The sequence below is a fragment of the Salmonella sp. SAL04162 genome (assembly GCF_046551535.1).
GTDB classification, from domain to species: Bacteria; Pseudomonadota; Gammaproteobacteria; order Enterobacterales; family Enterobacteriaceae; genus Salmonella; species Salmonella enterica.
On the sequence record NZ_JBGDVX010000003.1, the window covers coordinates 63,133 to 80,053 of the forward strand.

Annotated in this window: 16 protein-coding genes; 3 read left to right on the forward strand and 13 right to left on the reverse strand. The window is 54.6% G+C overall.

Features of this window, described 5'->3' with window-relative positions; all coding sequences use genetic code 11:
• Positions 1 to 112: 112 nt before the first annotated feature.
• The 12 genes from trpS to ACLJRH_RS07315 all read right to left on the reverse strand — a co-directional run bounded on the left by trpS (position 113) and on the right by ACLJRH_RS07315 (position 10,398).
• A complete protein-coding gene (gene trpS / locus ACLJRH_RS07260; protein WP_000165562.1) occupies positions 113 to 1,117 on the reverse strand; it encodes a tryptophan--tRNA ligase in 1,005 nt (334 codons plus the stop codon).
• Positions 1,110 to 1,868 carry a phosphoglycolate phosphatase gene (gene gph / locus ACLJRH_RS07265; RefSeq protein WP_000359652.1) on the reverse strand — a complete coding sequence of 253 codons (759 nt, stop codon included), beginning with the start codon at positions 1,866 to 1,868 and terminating at the stop codon, positions 1,110 to 1,112. The genes trpS and gph overlap by 8 nt, the downstream gene beginning before the upstream one ends.
• Positions 1,861 to 2,538 carry a ribulose-phosphate 3-epimerase gene (rpe, locus tag ACLJRH_RS07270; protein WP_000816283.1) on the reverse strand — a complete coding sequence of 226 codons (678 nt, stop codon included), beginning with the start codon at positions 2,536 to 2,538 and terminating at the stop codon, positions 1,861 to 1,863. The genes gph and rpe overlap by 8 nt, the downstream gene beginning before the upstream one ends.
• Before the next feature lie 17 nt (positions 2,539 to 2,555).
• On the reverse strand, positions 2,556 to 3,392 hold the full coding sequence (gene dam / locus ACLJRH_RS07275) for an adenine-specific DNA-methyltransferase (RefSeq protein WP_000742132.1): 837 nt from the start codon (positions 3,390 to 3,392) through the stop codon (positions 2,556 to 2,558).
• A 180-nt stretch (positions 3,393 to 3,572) separates the two neighbouring features.
• Complete coding sequence (damX, locus tag ACLJRH_RS07280; RefSeq protein ID WP_000343142.1) at positions 3,573 to 4,850, reverse strand: cell division protein DamX; 1,278 nt, start codon at positions 4,848 to 4,850, stop codon at positions 3,573 to 3,575.
• 97 nt (positions 4,851 to 4,947) lie between these two features.
• Positions 4,948 to 6,036, reverse strand: coding sequence for a 3-dehydroquinate synthase (aroB, locus tag ACLJRH_RS07285; RefSeq protein WP_000439820.1), 1,089 nt, complete (start codon positions 6,034 to 6,036; stop codon positions 4,948 to 4,950).
• A gap of 56 nt (positions 6,037 to 6,092) precedes the next feature.
• Positions 6,093 to 6,614, reverse strand: a complete 522-nt coding sequence (aroK, locus tag ACLJRH_RS07290) for a shikimate kinase AroK (protein ID WP_000818621.1) — start codon at positions 6,612 to 6,614, stop codon at positions 6,093 to 6,095.
• Positions 6,615 to 7,078: 464 nt separating this feature from the next.
• A complete protein-coding gene (gene hofQ, locus ACLJRH_RS07295; protein WP_015406255.1) occupies positions 7,079 to 8,317 on the reverse strand; it encodes a DNA uptake porin HofQ in 1,239 nt (412 codons plus the stop codon).
• Positions 8,232 to 8,633 carry a HofP DNA utilization family protein gene (locus ACLJRH_RS07300; RefSeq protein WP_000648142.1) on the reverse strand — a complete coding sequence of 134 codons (402 nt, stop codon included), beginning with the start codon at positions 8,631 to 8,633 and terminating at the stop codon, positions 8,232 to 8,234. The genes hofQ and ACLJRH_RS07300 overlap by 86 nt, the downstream gene beginning before the upstream one ends.
• On the reverse strand, positions 8,623 to 9,096 hold the full coding sequence (locus tag ACLJRH_RS07305; protein ID WP_000992473.1) for a hypothetical protein: 474 nt from the start codon (positions 9,094 to 9,096) through the stop codon (positions 8,623 to 8,625). The genes ACLJRH_RS07300 and ACLJRH_RS07305 overlap by 11 nt, the downstream gene beginning before the upstream one ends.
• On the reverse strand, positions 9,080 to 9,619 hold the full coding sequence (locus ACLJRH_RS07310) for a PilN domain-containing protein (RefSeq protein WP_001528195.1): 540 nt from the start codon (positions 9,617 to 9,619) through the stop codon (positions 9,080 to 9,082). Before ACLJRH_RS07310 ends, ACLJRH_RS07305 begins: the two co-directional genes overlap by 17 nt.
• The gene (locus ACLJRH_RS07315) at positions 9,619 to 10,398 is read right to left on the reverse strand and encodes a hypothetical protein (RefSeq protein WP_023136940.1); all 780 of its coding nucleotides are present in this window, start codon (positions 10,396 to 10,398) and stop codon (positions 9,619 to 9,621) included. The genes ACLJRH_RS07310 and ACLJRH_RS07315 overlap by 1 nt, the downstream gene beginning before the upstream one ends.
• Positions 10,399 to 10,518: 120 nt before the next feature.
• Here ACLJRH_RS07315 and mrcA point away from each other — a divergent pair, with 120 nt between their 5' ends.
• Entirely contained in the window at positions 10,519 to 13,071 is a 2,553-nt protein-coding gene (gene mrcA / locus ACLJRH_RS07320) for a peptidoglycan glycosyltransferase/peptidoglycan DD-transpeptidase MrcA (protein ID WP_000673812.1), read from the forward strand.
• Between the two features lie 95 nt (positions 13,072 to 13,166).
• Here the strand turns inward: mrcA and nudE are convergent, their stop codons facing one another.
• On the reverse strand, positions 13,167 to 13,730 hold the full coding sequence (nudE, locus tag ACLJRH_RS07325; protein ID WP_000045725.1) for an ADP compounds hydrolase NudE: 564 nt from the start codon (positions 13,728 to 13,730) through the stop codon (positions 13,167 to 13,169).
• 322 nt (positions 13,731 to 14,052) lie between these two features.
• Between nudE and igaA the strand changes: the two genes are divergently transcribed.
• The gene (gene igaA / locus ACLJRH_RS07330; protein WP_023136939.1) at positions 14,053 to 16,185 is read left to right on the forward strand and encodes an intracellular growth attenuator protein IgaA; all 2,133 of its coding nucleotides are present in this window, start codon (positions 14,053 to 14,055) and stop codon (positions 16,183 to 16,185) included.
• A gap of 64 nt (positions 16,186 to 16,249) precedes the next feature.
• Complete coding sequence (gene yrfG, locus ACLJRH_RS07335; protein WP_001520508.1) at positions 16,250 to 16,918, forward strand: GMP/IMP nucleotidase; 669 nt, start codon at positions 16,250 to 16,252, stop codon at positions 16,916 to 16,918.
• The last annotated feature ends 3 nt before the right edge of the window (positions 16,919 to 16,921 follow it).

Sequence of the window (16,921 nt, forward strand, 5' to 3'; positions counted from 1 at the left end):
GATTTTCCCGGTTTTTTTACAGGTCTGATAAACGGTACGGCGCAGATGCCTTGTCCAACTTACGCTCGTTTGCAGGCCCGATAAGCTCGCGCCATCGGGCACGCAATACCCCTTACGGTTTCGCCACAAAGCCAATGGCTTCGTAAACGGCTTTCAGCGTTTCGGCCGCACGTGCGCTGGCTTTTTCCGCCCCGTCTTTCATCACCTTCTGCAAGAACGCTTCGTCGTTGCGGAAACGATGATAGCGCTCCTGCAACTCAGACAACATTCCGGAAACCGCCTCCGCTACTTCGCCTTTCAAATGGCCATACATTTTACCTTCAAACTGTTTTTCCAGTTCAGGAATGCTCTGACCGGTCACGGCGGAAAGAATATCCAGCAGGTTAGAGACACCCGCTTTCTCTTTCACATCATAACGCACTACCGGCGGCTCGTCGGAGTCAGTGACCGCTCGTTTGATTTTCTTCACTACCGATTTCGGATCTTCCAGCAGGCCGATCACGTTATTACGGTTATCGTCCGATTTGGACATTTTCTTTGTCGGCTCCAGCAGCGACATCACGCGCGCGCCGGATTTTGGAATAAACGGTTCCGGTACTTTGAAAATATCGCCATACAGCCCGTTGAAACGCTGGGCGATATCGCGGCTCAGTTCCAGATGCTGCTTCTGATCTTCGCCTACCGGCACCAGATTGGTTTGGTACAACAGGATGTCTGCCGCCATCAGCACCGGGTAATCAAACAGGCCGGCGTTAATGTTTTCCGCATAGCGCGCAGATTTATCTTTAAACTGCGTCATACGGCTCAGCTCGCCGAAATAGGTATAGCAGTTCAGCGCCCAGCCAAGCTGCGCATGTTCCGGCACATGGGACTGAACGAAAATAGTGCTCTTTTCAGGATCAATACCACATGCCAGGTACAGCGCCAGCGTATCCAGCGTCGCTTTACGTAGCTGCTGCGCGTCCTGACGCACGGTAATAGCATGTTGGTCTACGATGCAGTAGATGCAATGATAGTCATCCTGCATGTTTACCCACTGACGCAATGCCCCCATATAGTTGCCAATGGTCAATTCACCTGAGGGCTGTGCGCCACTAAAAACGATGGGCTTAGTCATTTTTTATTTCCTGGTTATCGCTATGCGGAAGCCCAAGTGCGGGCAAAAGATCGTTAAAACTGTCATAAATGACGTCCGGCTCGCTAAGAGCGATCGCTTCGCCATAATTGTAGCCGTATGTCAGGCCAACCGAAGGGCAGCCCGCCGCTTTTGCGGCCTGAATATCATTACGCGAATCGCCGACAAAAAGCATCTGCTCCGGCATCATGCCCAGCCGGCTTGCCACCAGCAACAGCGGCTCCGGATGCGGCTTCTTATTTTGCACATCATCGCCGCCGATAACCACACTAAAGTATTTGGCGATATCAAGCGATTCCAGCAACGGCGCGACGAACGGCGTCGGTTTGTTGGTCACCAAACCTAATGACAATCCGCTGGCGTGCAGCGCGCCCAGCGTGTCGGCGACATGCGGAAATAAAAAGGTGCCTTCTTCCGCCACTTCGCCATAATACCTGTCGAACAATTTACGCAGAATGCGTACCTGTTCCTCGGCAGGAATATCTTCATCAACGGGCGGTTTCCCCATCGTCTTACGCAGCGTGGCGCGCTCCTCGCGAGCCCAGGTCAGCGCGCGTTCCATCAATACGTCTGCGCCGTTACCAATCCAGGTAATCACGCGCTCCTCGCCCGCGACCGGCAGTTCCAGCGCATACAGCGCCATATCCACCGCCGCGGCAAGACCCGGCGCGCTATCCACCAGCGTGCCGTCAAGATCAAAGGCGACGCCCCGAATATTCTGCAACTTATCCATGACTTACCTTTGCCAGCTCACTGCGCATTTCATCAATCACTTTTTTGTAGTCGGGCTTATCGAAAATTGCCGACCCCGCAACAAACATGTCCGCGCCTGCTGCGGCGATCTCGCCGATATTGTTCACCTTCACGCCGCCATCCACTTCCAGGCGAATGTCGTAACCGGACGCATCAATGCGGCGACGCACTTCGCGCAGTTTATCCAGCGTCTGCGGAATAAAAGACTGGCCGCCGAAGCCTGGGTTCACGGACATCAGCAGGATCACATCCAGTTTGTCCATGACGTAATCGAGATAACTGAGCGGCGTTGCCGGGTTGAATACCAGCCCCGCTTTACAGCCGTGCTCTTTAATCAGCTGTAGCGTACGGTCAACATGTTCGGAGGCTTCCGGGTGAAAGGTAATGATGCTCGCGCCAGCGGCGGCAAAGTCGGGCACGATACGGTCGACTGGCTTGACCATCAGGTGGACATCAATAGGCGCGGTAATACCGTACTGACGCAGGGATTTCAGCACCATCGGGCCGATAGTCAGGTTCGGCACATAGTGATTATCCATGACGTCAAAGTGTACAACATCAGCACCGGCAGCCAGCGCTTTGGCGGTGTCTTCACCCAGGCGAGCAAAATCAGCCGACAGAATTGAGGGGGCAATCAAATACTGTTTCATCCGCTTCTCCTTGAGAATTATTTTCTTGCAGGCGTGGCGACTCCTGGTTGGTACAGAGCCAGCAGTTCGTCCACCTTTTTACGTGTGCCGCCGTTGCTGCTTATACTGCGTCTAACTTTGACGACATGCAATTTTGCGAGTTGATACCACTCGCGTGTGAGCGCCGTATCATGGTTGGAAATGAGCACCGGTATCCGGTTACTGACCAGATTCTCAGCGATTTCCGCCAGATGCGCTTGTTGCGTCAGGCTAAAACTATTGGTGTGATACGCTGTGAAGTTAGCCGTGGCGGACAACGGCGCATAAGGCGGATCGCAATAGACCACCGACGACTTGTCCGCACGCGCCATACTGTCTGCGTATGACTCACAGTAAAAGAACGCATTCTGCGCTTTTTCTGCAAAGTGGTACAACTCCGCTTCCGGGAAGTAAGGTCTTTTATAACGACCAAACGGTACATTAAATTCCCCGCGCAAGTTATAGCGACAGAGTCCGTTATAACCGTAGCGGTTCAGATATAAAAACAGTACCGCCCGACGAAAGGGGTCCTGGCAGGTGTTGAACTCCTCACGGAGTTGGTAATAGACCTCAGCCTGGTTAGTTTCAGGCATAAACAGCTCGCGCGAAGCCTGTACGTACTCGTCAGTACGTAACTTCACGATGTTATAGAGGCTAATAAGGTCGCTGTTGATATCGGCGAGGATATAACGAGAAAAGTCGGTGTTAAGAAACACCGATCCGGCACCCACAAAAGGTTCGACAAGGCACTCGCCTTTTGGCAAATGTCGTTTGATATCATCAAGCAGAGGGTATTTTCCCCCTGCCCACTTCAAAAAAGCGCGATTTTTTTTCATGCTGACTAACTAATTACACCTTCTCCGGCTGTGGAGAAAGCTCCGACAGCATCCTGCGCTTTAGGCTGTGCCGCGTTGCTTTACGGCGCATTTGACGGTAGCAAATGCGCCCCTCGCGCCTGTCCTGAACAAAAATAGCTGTCAGCGACACTCACAGGCAATTGCAGGACACAGCCTGGATTATTTCAGATCGGCCTGAACCTGATGCAACGGTTTTGCCCACGGGTTTTTCGCCTGCACATCGGCAGGTAAGGTGGACACCGCACGTTTAGCATCCTCTTTCGAAGCATACATCCCCGTTACCAGCACATACCACGGTTGTCCATTACGCGTCGTCTCGTATACCACATAATTTTTCAGGTTCTCTTTCTTCGCCCAACCGTTCAGGTTGTCGTAATTTGAAGAACTACTGAGCTGCAATGTGTAGTGGCTGGATGGCGCGCTCTTTAACGCGCCAACGTTGCCGGCGCTTTTCCCGCCGCCTGCGACAGGCGTCGTGGAGGCTTGCGCTGGTTTCGCGGTTTGTACCGGCGCAGCGCTTGCCGTCGCTGTCGGAGCAGCCGTCGTGGTGGTCGCTTTCGGCGTCGCGGCTGGCGCTGCCGGTTCCGTGCGTTTCACTGGCGCGACCGGTTTCTTCGGTTCCGCAGTCGTGGTTTTCGCCGTGGTCTGCGGTTTCTTAGGTTCAATGACGGCCTGTTTACGTTCCGGACGCGTGGTATGACGCTCGGCAGGTTCGCTAACCGCCGCCTGACGCGTCGTGCTGCCATTGCGAACTGGCGCGACGGTTGCAGGCTCTGTCGGCAACGTAGAGTTCACCGCAACATTGTTCATCTGCTCTGGATTCTGCGTCAGCGCATTATTCAGATCGCCCTGCACTTCCACGCGCTGCTGACCGTCAGCGACCACAGGCGACTGTCCCTGCGTCGGCGTTGAAGAAATCGGCGGCAAAGAAATATCCTGCGACGTATTGCCCGCGGTTTGTTCTGCGGAGGTGGCGCCCGGCGCAGGCTGGGTCGCATTCGCCTGATCGGCGGCATTACCGGAAAGATCAATACTCTTTTCGCCAGAGGCCGACGGCTCGCTGGAAGACGTTGAGGGGGCTTTCAGCGCGGAGCCGATACCGATAATCAATAGCAGCAGCACCAGTACGCCAACGCCCATCATCATGTACTGACGAGAGGCTGGCTTATGGGCCGCTTTTTTACGCTTACGTGGACGGCGTTCAACACGCTCTTCGTCCACCGTATCGTCTTCATCGGATTCGTACTCTTCTTCAACTTCAGGTTCTTCACTACGCGCTTTACGCGTACGCGTCGGACGGCGATCGTCGGCATCCAGATCAACGTCATCAAAGTTGATCTGTGGCTCATTATCGCGTTCTGAAGATTGACGAGAACGACCAGTACGACGATCGCTGGGATCGGGTTTCAGCTCGTCTTCTGGTTTGAATTCATCCATTTAACACCCCACTCAAAGGTTAATGCTTACGACATTGCACATAACCTGAAGCTAAAAGACTGACATCTACGCAATATCAGTCTGACCTTTCTTGTTGTTACGCCTGCTGACAGTCAGCAATCGCGCTAAGAACGACTTCGTGCGACACTCCGCCGCGCACTTCACTTTTCCCTATGGCCAGCGGAAGCACTAAACGCAGCTCCCCCGCTAACACTTTTTTATCTCGCAGCATGTGCGGCAAATAGTCCTGCGCGGACATCTCGCAAGGGCCATTGACTGGCAACCCGGCCCGTTCGAGTAGAGCGATGATGCGCTGCGTATCAGCAGAACTGAACTGCCCCAAACGCTCGGATGCGCGCGCAGCCATCACTATACCTGCGGCAACGGCTTCACCATGTAACCAATTGCCATATCCCATTTCCGCTTCAATGGCGTGGCCAAAGGTATGTCCAAGATTCAGTAAAGCACGTAAGCCCGCTTCACGCTCGTCGGCGGCAACAACTTCGGCTTTCAGCTCGCAACAACGACGAATACAGTACGCCATCGCCGGACCGTCCAGACGCAATAGCGCATCCAGATTATCCTCAAGCCAGGTGAAGAAGTCTGCGTCGAGTATAATGCCGTATTTGATCACCTCTGCCAGTCCCGATGCCAGTTCGCGTGCGGGAAGCGTTTTCAGGCAATCAAGATCGACAACCACAGAAGCGGGTTGGTAAAACGCGCCAATCATGTTTTTGCCAAGGGGATGGTTGACGGCGGTTTTCCCGCCCACGGAAGAATCAACCTGCGACAGTAAGGTAGTTGGCACCTGGATGAAACGTACGCCTCGCTGGTAGCTGGCCGCCGCAAAACCGGTGAGATCGCCAATCACGCCGCCGCCAAGCGCGACCAGCGTGGTATCACGACCATGCGGTTTTTTCAGTAACGCCGTAAACACCGTATCCAGCACCGTCAGGCTCTTATACTGCTCGCCGTCAGGAAGAATCACGCTGTCTACGTTAACGCCCGCCCGTTCGAGTACGCCGCGAACCTTGTCCAGATAAAGCGGCGCCAGGGTTTCGTTGGTCACTAACATGACCTGATCGCCTGATTTCAGCGGCAAGAATGAAGCTGGTTCGTTAAACAAACCAGCCGCGATGGTGATCGGGTAACTACGTTCCCCGAGAGTGACTGTAATCCTCTCCATGACGCGACATCCACCTTAGTTACTTGTGCCCGCTTACCCAGCGTATTCTGCTTGAATTAGTTGCTTTCCAGCATATGAATAATCTGGTTTGCCACAACCTTAGCGCTTTGATCGTCGGTGCGAATGGTGACGTCGGCAATCTCTTCGTACAGCGGATTGCGTTCGTTAGCCAGCGCTTCCAGAACTTCGCGAGGCGGTGCTTCAACCTGCAACAGCGGGCGTTTTTTATCACGCTGCGTGCGCGCCAGTTGTTTTTCGATGGTCGTTTCAAGGTAGACCACGACGCCACGCGCGGAGAGACGGTTACGCGTTTCACGCGATTTTACAGAGCCACCGCCGGTTGCCAGCACAATACCCTGTTTTTCCGTCAATTCGTTGATAACTTTTTCTTCACGATTACGGAAGCCGTCTTCACCTTCAACATCGAAGACCCAGCCCACATCAGCTCCGGTTCGTTTCTCAATCTCTTGATCAGAATCGTAAAATTCCATATTGAGTTGTTGAGCTAACTGGCGCCCAATAGTGCTTTTTCCGGCACCCATAGGCCCAACCAGAAAGATATTGCGTTTCTCTGCCATTTTTTCGGTACTACTAAGACTATTCGTTAATGGTAAACCCGCTTCACAGACACCCAGCGCAGCAGGACATGAACTGAAACCTCATAAGATATTGCGAGAGTCAGACTGAAAATTATCTCAATACTCAAGCGGGTTTGGCAACTGAATAAATCACCAAGCCTGATTGTTGCAAAACCCGAGTTAGCGTTGCCGGATGGCGACCAGAACAACATATCCGGCCTACAAATTGCTCTACTTTCAAACAATTGTGCGCAATCCGCAGAACCAATACGTCTGCATCAGCGGACATTCAGCCGTTTATCATCGGTCTTATGCACACCTTCGGCAAGGCAAAGCGCATTAATCAATGCGTCAGCAACGAAAAGCACGACTCTCAAATCGGTACTCCTTGTATGCTAAATACATCCGCACGTCAAATCCCGCAGATGCGTTCAGTGCAAAAACAGCGCTTTTTTATGCATAAATTATTCTGTCGCCACCAGTCTGGGGGTGATAAACACCACTAATTCGCGTCGCTCGTCCTCTTTGCCGTCATGGCGGAAGAGCTGACCAAGCCAGGGAATATCCCCCAGCAGCGGCACGCTATCGCTACCCGATTTATTTTTTCGCGAAAAAATACCGCCCAGCGCCAGCGTCTCGCCGCTTTTTACCTCTACCTGCGTTTCAATTTCCTGTTTATCTATCGCCAGCACTTCACCATCAGCCTGTTGTAGTATCTGACCGGGGACATTCTGGCTGATATGTAACTTCAGGCGGATGCGCCCTTTTTGCAAAACGGTGGGCGTCACCTCCATTCCCAGCACCGCTTCTTTAAATTCCACGGAGGTCGCGCCGCTTTCGCCGCTGGAAACCTGATAAGGAATTTCGCTGCCTTGCTTGATACTGGCTGGCTGCAGATGGGAAGCCAGCAGCCGGGGGCTGGCGATAATATCCAACTGCTGCTTTTGCTCCAGCGCTGACAGCTCCAGATCCAGCAAGCGTCCGTTAATGCGCCCGATGTTAAACCCGACGCGTGAGGTGGCGGCGGCGACGGATAAATCACTGGAAAGCGTCGTCACGTCACCCACCGAGCCCGCTTGCGTCGCGTCAGCCAGCGTCCACTTTACGCCCAGTTCCCGTAGACTCTTTTCGTTAATGGTGACGATATGCGCCGCCAGCTCCACCTGCGCCACCGGCAGATCCATTTGCGATACCCATTTTTCCAGCTCCGCCAGGGCCGCGCGGTTATCGCGCAACAGCAGGCGGTTGGTGCGCTTATCTACCATGATGGTTCCCTTCGCGCTCAGGAGTTTCTCGCCCGCTTTCGCCAGTTCGGCGGCATCGGCGTATTGCAGGCTAATGCTGCGGTTTTCCAGCGGTAAATTAGCCTGAAGCCTTAACCGCTCGGCATCCTGCCGCGCACTGTGTTCTTTCTGCCAGGCCTGTGAATGAACATGAAGAATATTCCCCTCCTGACGCAGCACCAACCCCGCGCTATTGACCACCGTCTGTAGCGCCTGTTTCCACGGCACATCCGTCAGATGTAGCGATAATGTCCCGCTGACGTCCGGCGACACCACCAGATTCTGCCGATCCTGCTCGGCTAAAGTCTGCAAAACCTGCACCACAGGGACGTCGTCAACCACCAGCGTCACTTTCGCCGCTTTTCCCGCCTGTGCGGCGGGCATCAAGACTATCAGTATTATGGCTATCCATCGCTTCATTGCCCGCTCCCTGACGTAGCCACCGCCACTGCGGCGGCGCACAATTTTTACCGGTCGTTAACGTTAAGGCTTCCGCCGTCAGGCGGACAATCGTCCAACCGTTTTCCAGCGTCTGCCCTTCTTCCACTCGCCGCCATTTTTGCTGGCTGTCTTTAAGAATGCCTGTCCATCGCTCGCCTTTACGTACCGCGCCCTGATACCGCCACTGCGAGAGTTCGGCTATCCGGCAGCGATCTTCCGGCGGGCGGAAGGGATCGCGCATTCCTGTCAACGTCAGCAAACAAAAACAGAGCAATACACTACGGCTAGCCTTCATTCGCCAGGCGCTCCAGTTGCAGCGTTATCAATAATTCCGCCCCCTCTCTACGCAATGAAAACCGACTTACGCTCATCTCGCTTTCGGCCAACCGGACAAACAGTGACGGCACCGCATCCCAGGACGTTTTCAGCGCCATTTCTCCCCCCTGCGCCGATGGCTGCCAGTGCAGCAAACGCAGGGGAGGAGCCTGGAAATCTAACGGCGAAAAAGGACGCGGATTTTCCACGGTGCGCCCGAAAAGCGGTTCAGCCGCGACGCTCAGACGGCGCAGATGACGCCACTGTTGCCGGGCGGCCTCGCGCTTCTGGCTTAACCGCATTTGTTGCGTATCCAGCGTTTTCCAGCCGGGATAGCCCACAGATAACGCGACCATCAGCGTCAGGCACAGCACGCCTGCACACCAACAAAAAACCCGACCACGGCGCGACATCCCGTACCAGATATCAAAGAGCGCGTTCACGGGCGGCGCTCCTCGTTAACTGATAATGGAACTGCCAGCGCCCTTGCGCATCCTGCCGCGTGGTGCCCGTGCGGTTTAGCGGAAAACTGACATAGTGACGAAGCGATGTCTCAAGCGTGAGCAGGGCGTCAAACGTTCTCGCCAGCCCTTCCAGCTCTAGCGTCTCTTGCTGATAATTGAGGCTTGTCAGCCATGCCTGATCTGGCAACAGGTTGGCAAGGTCAGTCAAGATAGATTGCCAGGCTTGCGTCAGTTCACGCTGCGCCTGACGTTGTAATCGCGCCTGTTGCTGCCGCTGACGTTGCTGCAACTGCGGTATGTTCGCCGCAAGCGCCGTCGTGCGTCCGTTTTCCGCCGTCAGTAGCAGTTCATTAATCCTCCCCTCCTGCCAAAAAACCAACCGGGCAATCGTCGCGAGGCTTGCTATCAGCAGCAGGGACGCGCCCCATACCACGCACCACAGCCGCAGACGCGCTACGTAATGTTGGCGCCGCCAGGGGAGCAAATTGACAGAATGCGCCATCAGCGTATCTCCCCTATGGCTAAACCCAGCGCAATCGCAAAGCGATAACCGTCCGGCGGAACCGGCGGTTGGCGGACGGTAACGACGCGCCAGGGGTCGAATTCGCCTTCGGCGCATAACGAAATATGTTCCGGCACGACGGATAACGTCGCGGCAAGATCATGCAGCGTCGTCGCCTCGCGCGCCGATTTACGCCCCCACGCATAGCGCGTCGCCCACAGCCACTGGCTCTCATCGCGCCAGACCAGACATTGCCGCCCCGAAGGTATAAACGGCAGCAAGCGCTGTAACGCGCAGGCATCGGGAGTTACAGCAGCGATGCGCACATTGAGCGTTTGCGCCAGCGTTAACAGCTCTGAAATTTCTTTGCTTTGCACGGCGGTAACGTTGAACGCGGGGCTCAGCGCATCGTCCTGAAAGTCGAAACGCAATAAGTCCGGATCCATATCCAGCTCACGCGCCATCGTTTGTGAGAGCCATGCGACTTGCTCACGTTCCCGCAGACGCATCGGCGGATGTGGAAAAGCGCGTTGCAATGTCCGATTTGCGGGAAAAGAGAGATAAATACGGTGACGTAGCGGCAGCTCACGGCTCCAGGGTCGCAGTACGTGAGCCAGCGATTGCGGGTCAAGAATCGTACCCTCTGCCGTGGAGGCGTTCATCAGCGGCAGTCGCCACCAACGTTGCAGGGACCAGCCCGATGCGCCGCGAATAACGGCGATGGCCAGCGCTTCATGCTGCTGAATATGCAATCCTATTTGCCAGGTTTTAAAAGCCATAACGGTCGATCTCCTTATCACCCGTCGCGTTAACGGGTATATCAATGCGTCTGGCTTGCCTTTATACTACCGCGCGTTTGTTTATAAACTGCCCAAATGACACTAAATGGGAAATCTCCAGTGAAGTTCGTAAAGTATTTATTGATCCTTGCAGTATGTTGCATCCTGCTGGGAGCAGGCTCGATTTATGGCCTTTATCGCTATATTGAGCCGCAGCTACCTGACGTCGCGACATTGAAAGATGTGCGTTTGCAAATTCCGATGCAGGTTTACAGCGCGGATGGCGAACTTATCGCGCAATATGGCGAAAAACGCCGTATTCCCGTTACGCTCGATCAAATTCCGCCGGAAATGATCAACGCCTTTATCGCCACCGAAGATAGCCGCTTTTATGAGCATCACGGCATTGACCCGGTAGGTATTTTCCGTGCGGCCAGCGTCGCGCTCTTCTCCGGTCACGCATCGCAGGGAGCAAGTACCATTACCCAGCAACTGGCGCGAAACTTCTTCCTTAGCCCCGAACGCACGCTGATGCGCAAGATCAAGGAAGCGTTTCTGGCGATTCGTATTGAGCAGTTGCTGAATAAAAATGAGATCCTCGAACTCTATCTGAACAAGATCTATCTCGGCTACCGCGCCTATGGCGTTGGCGCGGCGGCACAGGTCTACTTTGGTAAGACGGTCGACCAGCTTAGCCTAAGCGAAATGGCGGTTATCGCCGGGCTACCTAAAGCGCCTTCTACCTTTAACCCGCTCTACTCGATGGATCGGGCGATAGCGCGCCGTAACGTAGTGCTTTCGCGAATGTTAAGCGAGGGATATATCACTCAGGCGCAGTACGATCAGGCCCGTAGCGAACCTATCGACGCAAATTATCACGCGCCGGAAATCGCCTTCTCCGCACCTTATCTGTCGGAAATGGTGCGCCAGGAAATGTATAACCGTTATGGCGAAAGCGCCTACGAAGATGGTTATCGTATTTACACGACCATCACCCGCAAAGTGCAGCAGGCCGCGCAACAGGCGGTGCGTAATAACGTGCTGGACTATGACATGCGCCACGGTTATCGCGGCCCGGCGAATGTGCTATGGAAAGTGGGCGAAACGGCGTGGGACAGTAAAAAAATTACCGATACGTTGAAAGCGTTGCCGACCTACGGACCGCTGCTTCCCGCCGTGGTCACCAGCGCTAATCCGCAAGAGGCGACCGCTGCGCTTGCCGACGGTACGTCCGTTTCGCTACATATGGAAGGAATGCGTTGGGCGCGGCCTTACCGCTCGGATACACAGCAGGGGCCGACGCCGCGTAAAGTTACCGATGTCGTCCAGACAGGTCAGCAAATCTGGGTTCGTCAGGTGGATAACGACTGGTGGCTGGCGCAGGTACCGGAAGTGAACTCCGCGCTGGTTTCGCTTAACCCGCAAACTGGCGCGGTACTGGCGCTGGTCGGCGGTTTCGATTTTAATCAGAGTAAATTTAACCGCGCGACGCAAGCTTTGCGTCAGGTGGGGTCGAACATCAAACCGTTCCTCTACACCGCCGCAATGGATAAAGGGCTGACGCTTGCCAGTATGCTCAACGATGTGCCGATTTCCCGCTGGGACGCCGGGGCAGGTTCAGACTGGCGTCCGAAAAACTCCCCACCGCAGTACGCCGGACCGATTCGTTTACGCCAGGGGCTGGGGCAGTCGAAAAACGTGGTGATGGTACGTGCCATGCGCGCCATGGGCGTCGACTATGCGGCGGAGTATCTGCAACGCTTCGGCTTCCCGGCGCAGAATATCGTGCATACCGAATCGCTGGCGCTGGGCTCCGCCTCCTTCACGCCGATGCAGGTTGCGCGCGGTTATGCGGTGATGGCGAACGGCGGTTTCCTGATCGACCCGTATTTCATCAGCAAGATTGAGAACGATCAGGGCGGCGTGCTCTTCGAAGCGAAACCGAAAATCGCCTGCCCGGAGTGCGATATCCCGGTCATTTACGGCAATACGCAGAAATCCGACGTGCTGGAAAACACCAATGTGGAAGAGGTCGCGGTTTCGCAAGAGCAGCAAAACAGCGCCGTACCGATGCCTGAGCTGGAACAGGCAAACCAGGCGCTGGTCGCGCAAAACGGCACGCAGGAGTACGCGCCGCATGTGATCAATACGCCGCTGGCGTTTCTGATCAAAAGCGCGCTGAACACCAATATCTTCGGCGAACCCGGCTGGATGGGTACCGGCTGGCGTGCGGCGCGCGACCTTAAACGTCGCGATATCGGCGGCAAAACCGGTACGACCAACAGCTCGAAAGACGCATGGTTCTCCGGCTATGGTCCTGGCGTCGTCACTTCCGTATGGATCGGCTTTGACGATCACCGCCGTGATTTAGGCCGCACTACCGCTTCCGGCGCGATCAAAGATCAAATCTCCGGCTATGAGGGCGGCGCGAAGAGCGCGCAACCTGCATGGGACGCCTATATGAAAGCCGTGCTGGAAGGCGTGCCGGAACAGCCGCTAACGCCGCCGCCGGGCATTGTCACGGTGAATATCGACCGCAGTACCGGACAACTGGCGAGCGGCGGTAACAGCCGTGAAGAGTATTTCATCGAAGGCACGCAGCCGACACAACAGGCGGTACACGAGGTGGGAACCACCATTATTGATAATGGTGAAACACACGAACTGTTCTGATCAAAAAAGGCGCTCCGGCGCCTTTTTTATTGTGTTTAGCGGATGACGGCGAACGGGGAGACGAACCTCCCGTTGGCTTGATCAACGCCGCGCCATCAGGCAATTCGGCCCTGCGCTTTCAACCACTCGCGTACCAGAAACAGCGCGCTGACGTTGCGGGCCTCGTTAAAATCGGGGTCTTCCAGCAGATCCATTAAATGCGCCAGCGGCCAGCGTACCTGCGGCAATGGCTCAGGCTCGTCGCCTTCCAGCGACTCCGGATAGAGATCTTCCGCCACCACGATATTCATTTTGCTGGAAAAATAAGAGGGCGCCATGCTGAGTTTTTTTAAGAAGGTCAGGTTATGCGCGCCAAACCCGACCTCTTCTTTGAGCTCCCGGTTCGCCGCTTCAAAAACGGTCTCGCCCGGGTCGATCAATCCTTTCGAGAAGCCCAGCTCATAGGATTCGGTTCCCACCGCATACTCACGAATAAGAATCAGATGCTCATCAACGATCGGCACAATCATTACCGCCTCACGGGTTGATGGTCGCATACGTTCATACACGCGACGCACGCCGTTGCTGAACTCCAGATCCACGCTTTCTACGTTAAACAGTCGGGATTGTGCGACGGTTTCCACTTTCAGAATGGTGGGTTTTTGTAATGATTTGCTCATTGTGAGAATCTTTGCAGTGTAATCTGTGGTCATTGTGCGACATACCGCACGGTTTCGGCAATGCGAATTGCCGTTTATTTACATTTATGTAACGTAATAAAAATTAATTCTTATTTCAAATTAAAAGTCAATAGGTTGAAATAACTCCAGGAATTTGCTGATATTCCGTTTTTGGTGGTACTGCTATGATTTGCCTTCACTGGGATGCGCTTTACAATGCTCAAGTTCAACTCCACGCTTGCCGATAGCCAACCACAGAAAAATGTTTATTGGACAGGGTGCGACTGACCACGCCTGACAGACTTAGTAAGATGGGGAAAGCATGAGCACCATTCTGATTTTTATAGCTGCTTTGCTGGCCTGCTCTCTACTGGCAATATGGCGGTTCCGGGTAAAGTCCAGACGAGGGAGTTTACCGTGGATCAGCGCCTTTCAGGACGCGCAAACGCGTAAACTGTTGCCCGAAGAGCGCAGCGCGGTAGAAAACTATCTCGATAACCTTAGCCAGATTCAGCAAGTTCCGGGGCCGACAGGCGCCAGTACTGCGCCCATCTCACTGACGCTGAATGCGGAAAGCAACAGTGTCGTGATACTGACTCACTCCATCACCCGCTACGGCATTACCACTGACGATCCTAATAAATGGCGCTACTACCTCGACTCCGTCGAAGTCCATCTGCCGCCTTTCTGGGAACAGTACATCAATGATGAAAACAACGTTGAGCTAATCCTCACGGATACGCTGCCGCTGGTGATCTCTTTAAACGGCCATACGCTGCAAGAGTATATGCAGGAGTCGCGTGGCTACGCGCTACAGAATACGGCCTCTACGCAGGCGTCGATTCGCGGCGAAGAGAGCGAGCAGATTGAGCTGTTGAATATCCGTCAGGAGACCCACGAAGAATATGCGCTCAGCCGCCCGGCTGGCTTGCGCGAAGCGTTGTTAATCGTCGCCTCCTTTTTGTTATTCTTTTTCTGTCTGATAACGCCAGACGTTTTTGTACCGTGGATGATAGGCGGCGCTATCCTGCTGCTGGCAGCCGGACTTTGGGGGCTTTTTGCGCCGCCGTCGAAAAGCGCGCTGCGGGAAATTCACTGTCTGCGGGGAACGCCCCGCCGCTGGGGACTGTTTGGGGAGAATAATCAGGAGCAGATTAACAATATCTCCCTGGGCATCATCGACCTTATTTACCCTGCCCACTGGCAACCTTACATTACGCAGGATCTTGGGCAACAAACGGATATTGATATTTACCTTGATCGCCATGTCGCCCGCCAGGGCCGTTTTTTATCCCTGCATGATGAAGTGAAAAACTTCCCGTTGCAGCACTGGTTACGCAGCACTGTTATTGCTATCGGTTCGCTGCTGGTGTTGTTTATGCTGCTGTTCTGGATCCCGCTGGATATGCCAATCAAGTTCACGCTATCGTGGATGAAAGGCGCGCAAACCATTGAAGCGACAACGGTAAAACAGCTTGAAAAGGCTGGCGTACGGGTGGGCGATACGCTGCACCTGAGCGGCAAAGGAATGTGTAATATTCATTCCGGGGCGACCTGGAGCGGGCAGTCTAACTCACCGTTTATGCCGTTCGATTGCTCGCAAATCATCTGGAATGACGCGCCTGCGCTACCGCTGCCGGAATCAGACCTGGTGAATAAAGCGATGGCGCTAAGCCAGGCGGTAAATCGTCAGCTCCATCCAAAACCCGAAGACGACTCGCGCGTCAGCGCATCTTTACGCTCCGCGATACAAAAATCGGGCATGGTATTATTAGATGACTTTGGCGATATTGTTCTGAAAACCGCTGATTTGTGCGCGGCGGAAGACGAGTGCGTGCGTCTGAAAAATGCGCTGGTTAATCTCGGTAACAGTAAGGACTGGAACGCGCTGGTGAAACGCGCGAACGCTGGCAAACTGGACGGCGTCAACGTGCTGCTACGCCCCGTAAGCGCAGAGTCGCTGGAAAATCTGGTCACGACCTCAACGGCGCCGTTTATTTCTCGCGAGACCGCGCGTGCCGCCCAGTCGCTGAATAGCCCCGCTCCCGGCGGATTCCTGATCGCCAGCGATGAAGGCAGCGAACTGGTTGATCAGGCCTGGCCGTCAACGCCGCTGTATGACTATCCCGCGCAGGAACAGTGGAGCGCCTTCCAGCGTCTGGCGCAAACGCTCATGCAGACGCCATTTAGCGCCGAGGGCATTGTCACCAGCGTGTATACCGATGCCAACGGCACGCAGCATATCAGCCTGCATCGTATCCCCGATAAATCCGGCTGGTGGCGTTACCTCGGTACCACGCTGCTGATGCTGGCAATGATAGTGAGCGCGGTCTACAACGGCATTCAGGCGTTCAGACGTTATCAACGCCACCGTACCCGTATGGCGGACATCCAGGAATACTATGAAAGCTGCCTCAATCCCAGGTTAACCGTCTCTCCGGAAAATCTCATCTGATAGCGCCGCCGTGCGACAGGGTATGCTACCCTGTCGCGCAAATTGCGTTACCCTGGAGTTCCCCATGCATATTGATATTGACTGGCAAAACGTGGATACCGTTTTGCTGGATATGGACGGCACGCTGCTCGATCTCGCGTTCGATAACTATTTCTGGCAAAAGCTGGTACCGGAAACCTACGGCGCGCAGCAGGGTATTTCGCCGCAGGACGCGCAGGAATATATTCGTCAGCAGTATCATGCCGTACAGCATACGCTAAACTGGTACTGTCTGGATTACTGGAGCGAGCGTCTGGGTCTGGATATTTGCGCCATGACGACGGCGCAAGGGCCGCGCGCCGTTTTGCGCGACGATACCGTACCGTTTCTGAATGCGTTAAAAGCCAGCGGAAAACGTCGGATTCTGCTCACCAATGCGCATCCACATAACCTGGCGGTGAAGCTGGAGCATACCGGTCTGGCCTCACACCTTGATTTATTACTTTCCACCCACACATTTGGTTATCCCAAAGAGGATCAGCGGTTATGGCGCGCTGTCACTGAGGAAACGGGAATAAGCGCAGAGAAAACGCTGTTTATCGATGACAGCGAACCGATTCTCGACGCCGCCGCCCGGTTTGGTATTCGCTACTGTCTTGGCGTGACGAATCCCGATTCCGGCCTGGCGGAAAAGCACTATACGCGCCATCCGTCCCTGAACGACTACCGCCGTCTGATCCCCTCGCTGATGTGAAGG

What these genes read in the sequence shown, in the direction of transcription:
- trpS (WP_000165562.1), bottom strand. Translation starts at nt 1,117, where the DNA reads ATGACTAAGCCCATCGTTTTTAGTGGCGCACAGCCCTCAGGTGAATTG.
- gph (WP_000359652.1), bottom strand. Translation starts at nt 1,868, where the DNA reads ATGGATAAGTTGCAGAATATTCGGGGCGTCGCCTTTGATCTTGACGGC.
- rpe (WP_000816283.1), bottom strand. Translation starts at nt 2,538, where the DNA reads ATGAAACAGTATTTGATTGCCCCCTCAATTCTGTCGGCTGATTTTGCT.
- dam (WP_000742132.1), bottom strand. Translation starts at nt 3,392, where the DNA reads ATGAAAAAAAATCGCGCTTTTTTGAAGTGGGCAGGGGGAAAATACCCT.
- damX (WP_000343142.1), bottom strand. Translation starts at nt 4,850, where the DNA reads ATGGATGAATTCAAACCAGAAGACGAGCTGAAACCCGATCCCAGCGAT.
- aroB (WP_000439820.1), bottom strand. Translation starts at nt 6,036, where the DNA reads ATGGAGAGGATTACAGTCACTCTCGGGGAACGTAGTTACCCGATCACC.
- aroK (WP_000818621.1), bottom strand. Translation starts at nt 6,614, where the DNA reads ATGGCAGAGAAACGCAATATCTTTCTGGTTGGGCCTATGGGTGCCGGA.
- hofQ (WP_015406255.1), bottom strand. Translation starts at nt 8,317, where the DNA reads ATGAAGCGATGGATAGCCATAATACTGATAGTCTTGATGCCCGCCGCA.
- ACLJRH_RS07300 (WP_000648142.1), bottom strand. Translation starts at nt 8,633, where the DNA reads ATGAAGGCTAGCCGTAGTGTATTGCTCTGTTTTTGTTTGCTGACGTTG.
- ACLJRH_RS07310 (WP_001528195.1), bottom strand. Translation starts at nt 9,619, where the DNA reads ATGGCGCATTCTGTCAATTTGCTCCCCTGGCGGCGCCAACATTACGTA.
- ACLJRH_RS07315 (WP_023136940.1), bottom strand. Translation starts at nt 10,398, where the DNA reads ATGGCTTTTAAAACCTGGCAAATAGGATTGCATATTCAGCAGCATGAA.
- nudE (WP_000045725.1), bottom strand. Translation starts at nt 13,730, where the DNA reads ATGAGCAAATCATTACAAAAACCCACCATTCTGAAAGTGGAAACCGTC.
- igaA (WP_023136939.1), top strand. Translation starts at nt 14,053, where the DNA reads ATGAGCACCATTCTGATTTTTATAGCTGCTTTGCTGGCCTGCTCTCTA.
- yrfG (WP_001520508.1), top strand. Translation starts at nt 16,250, where the DNA reads ATGCATATTGATATTGACTGGCAAAACGTGGATACCGTTTTGCTGGAT.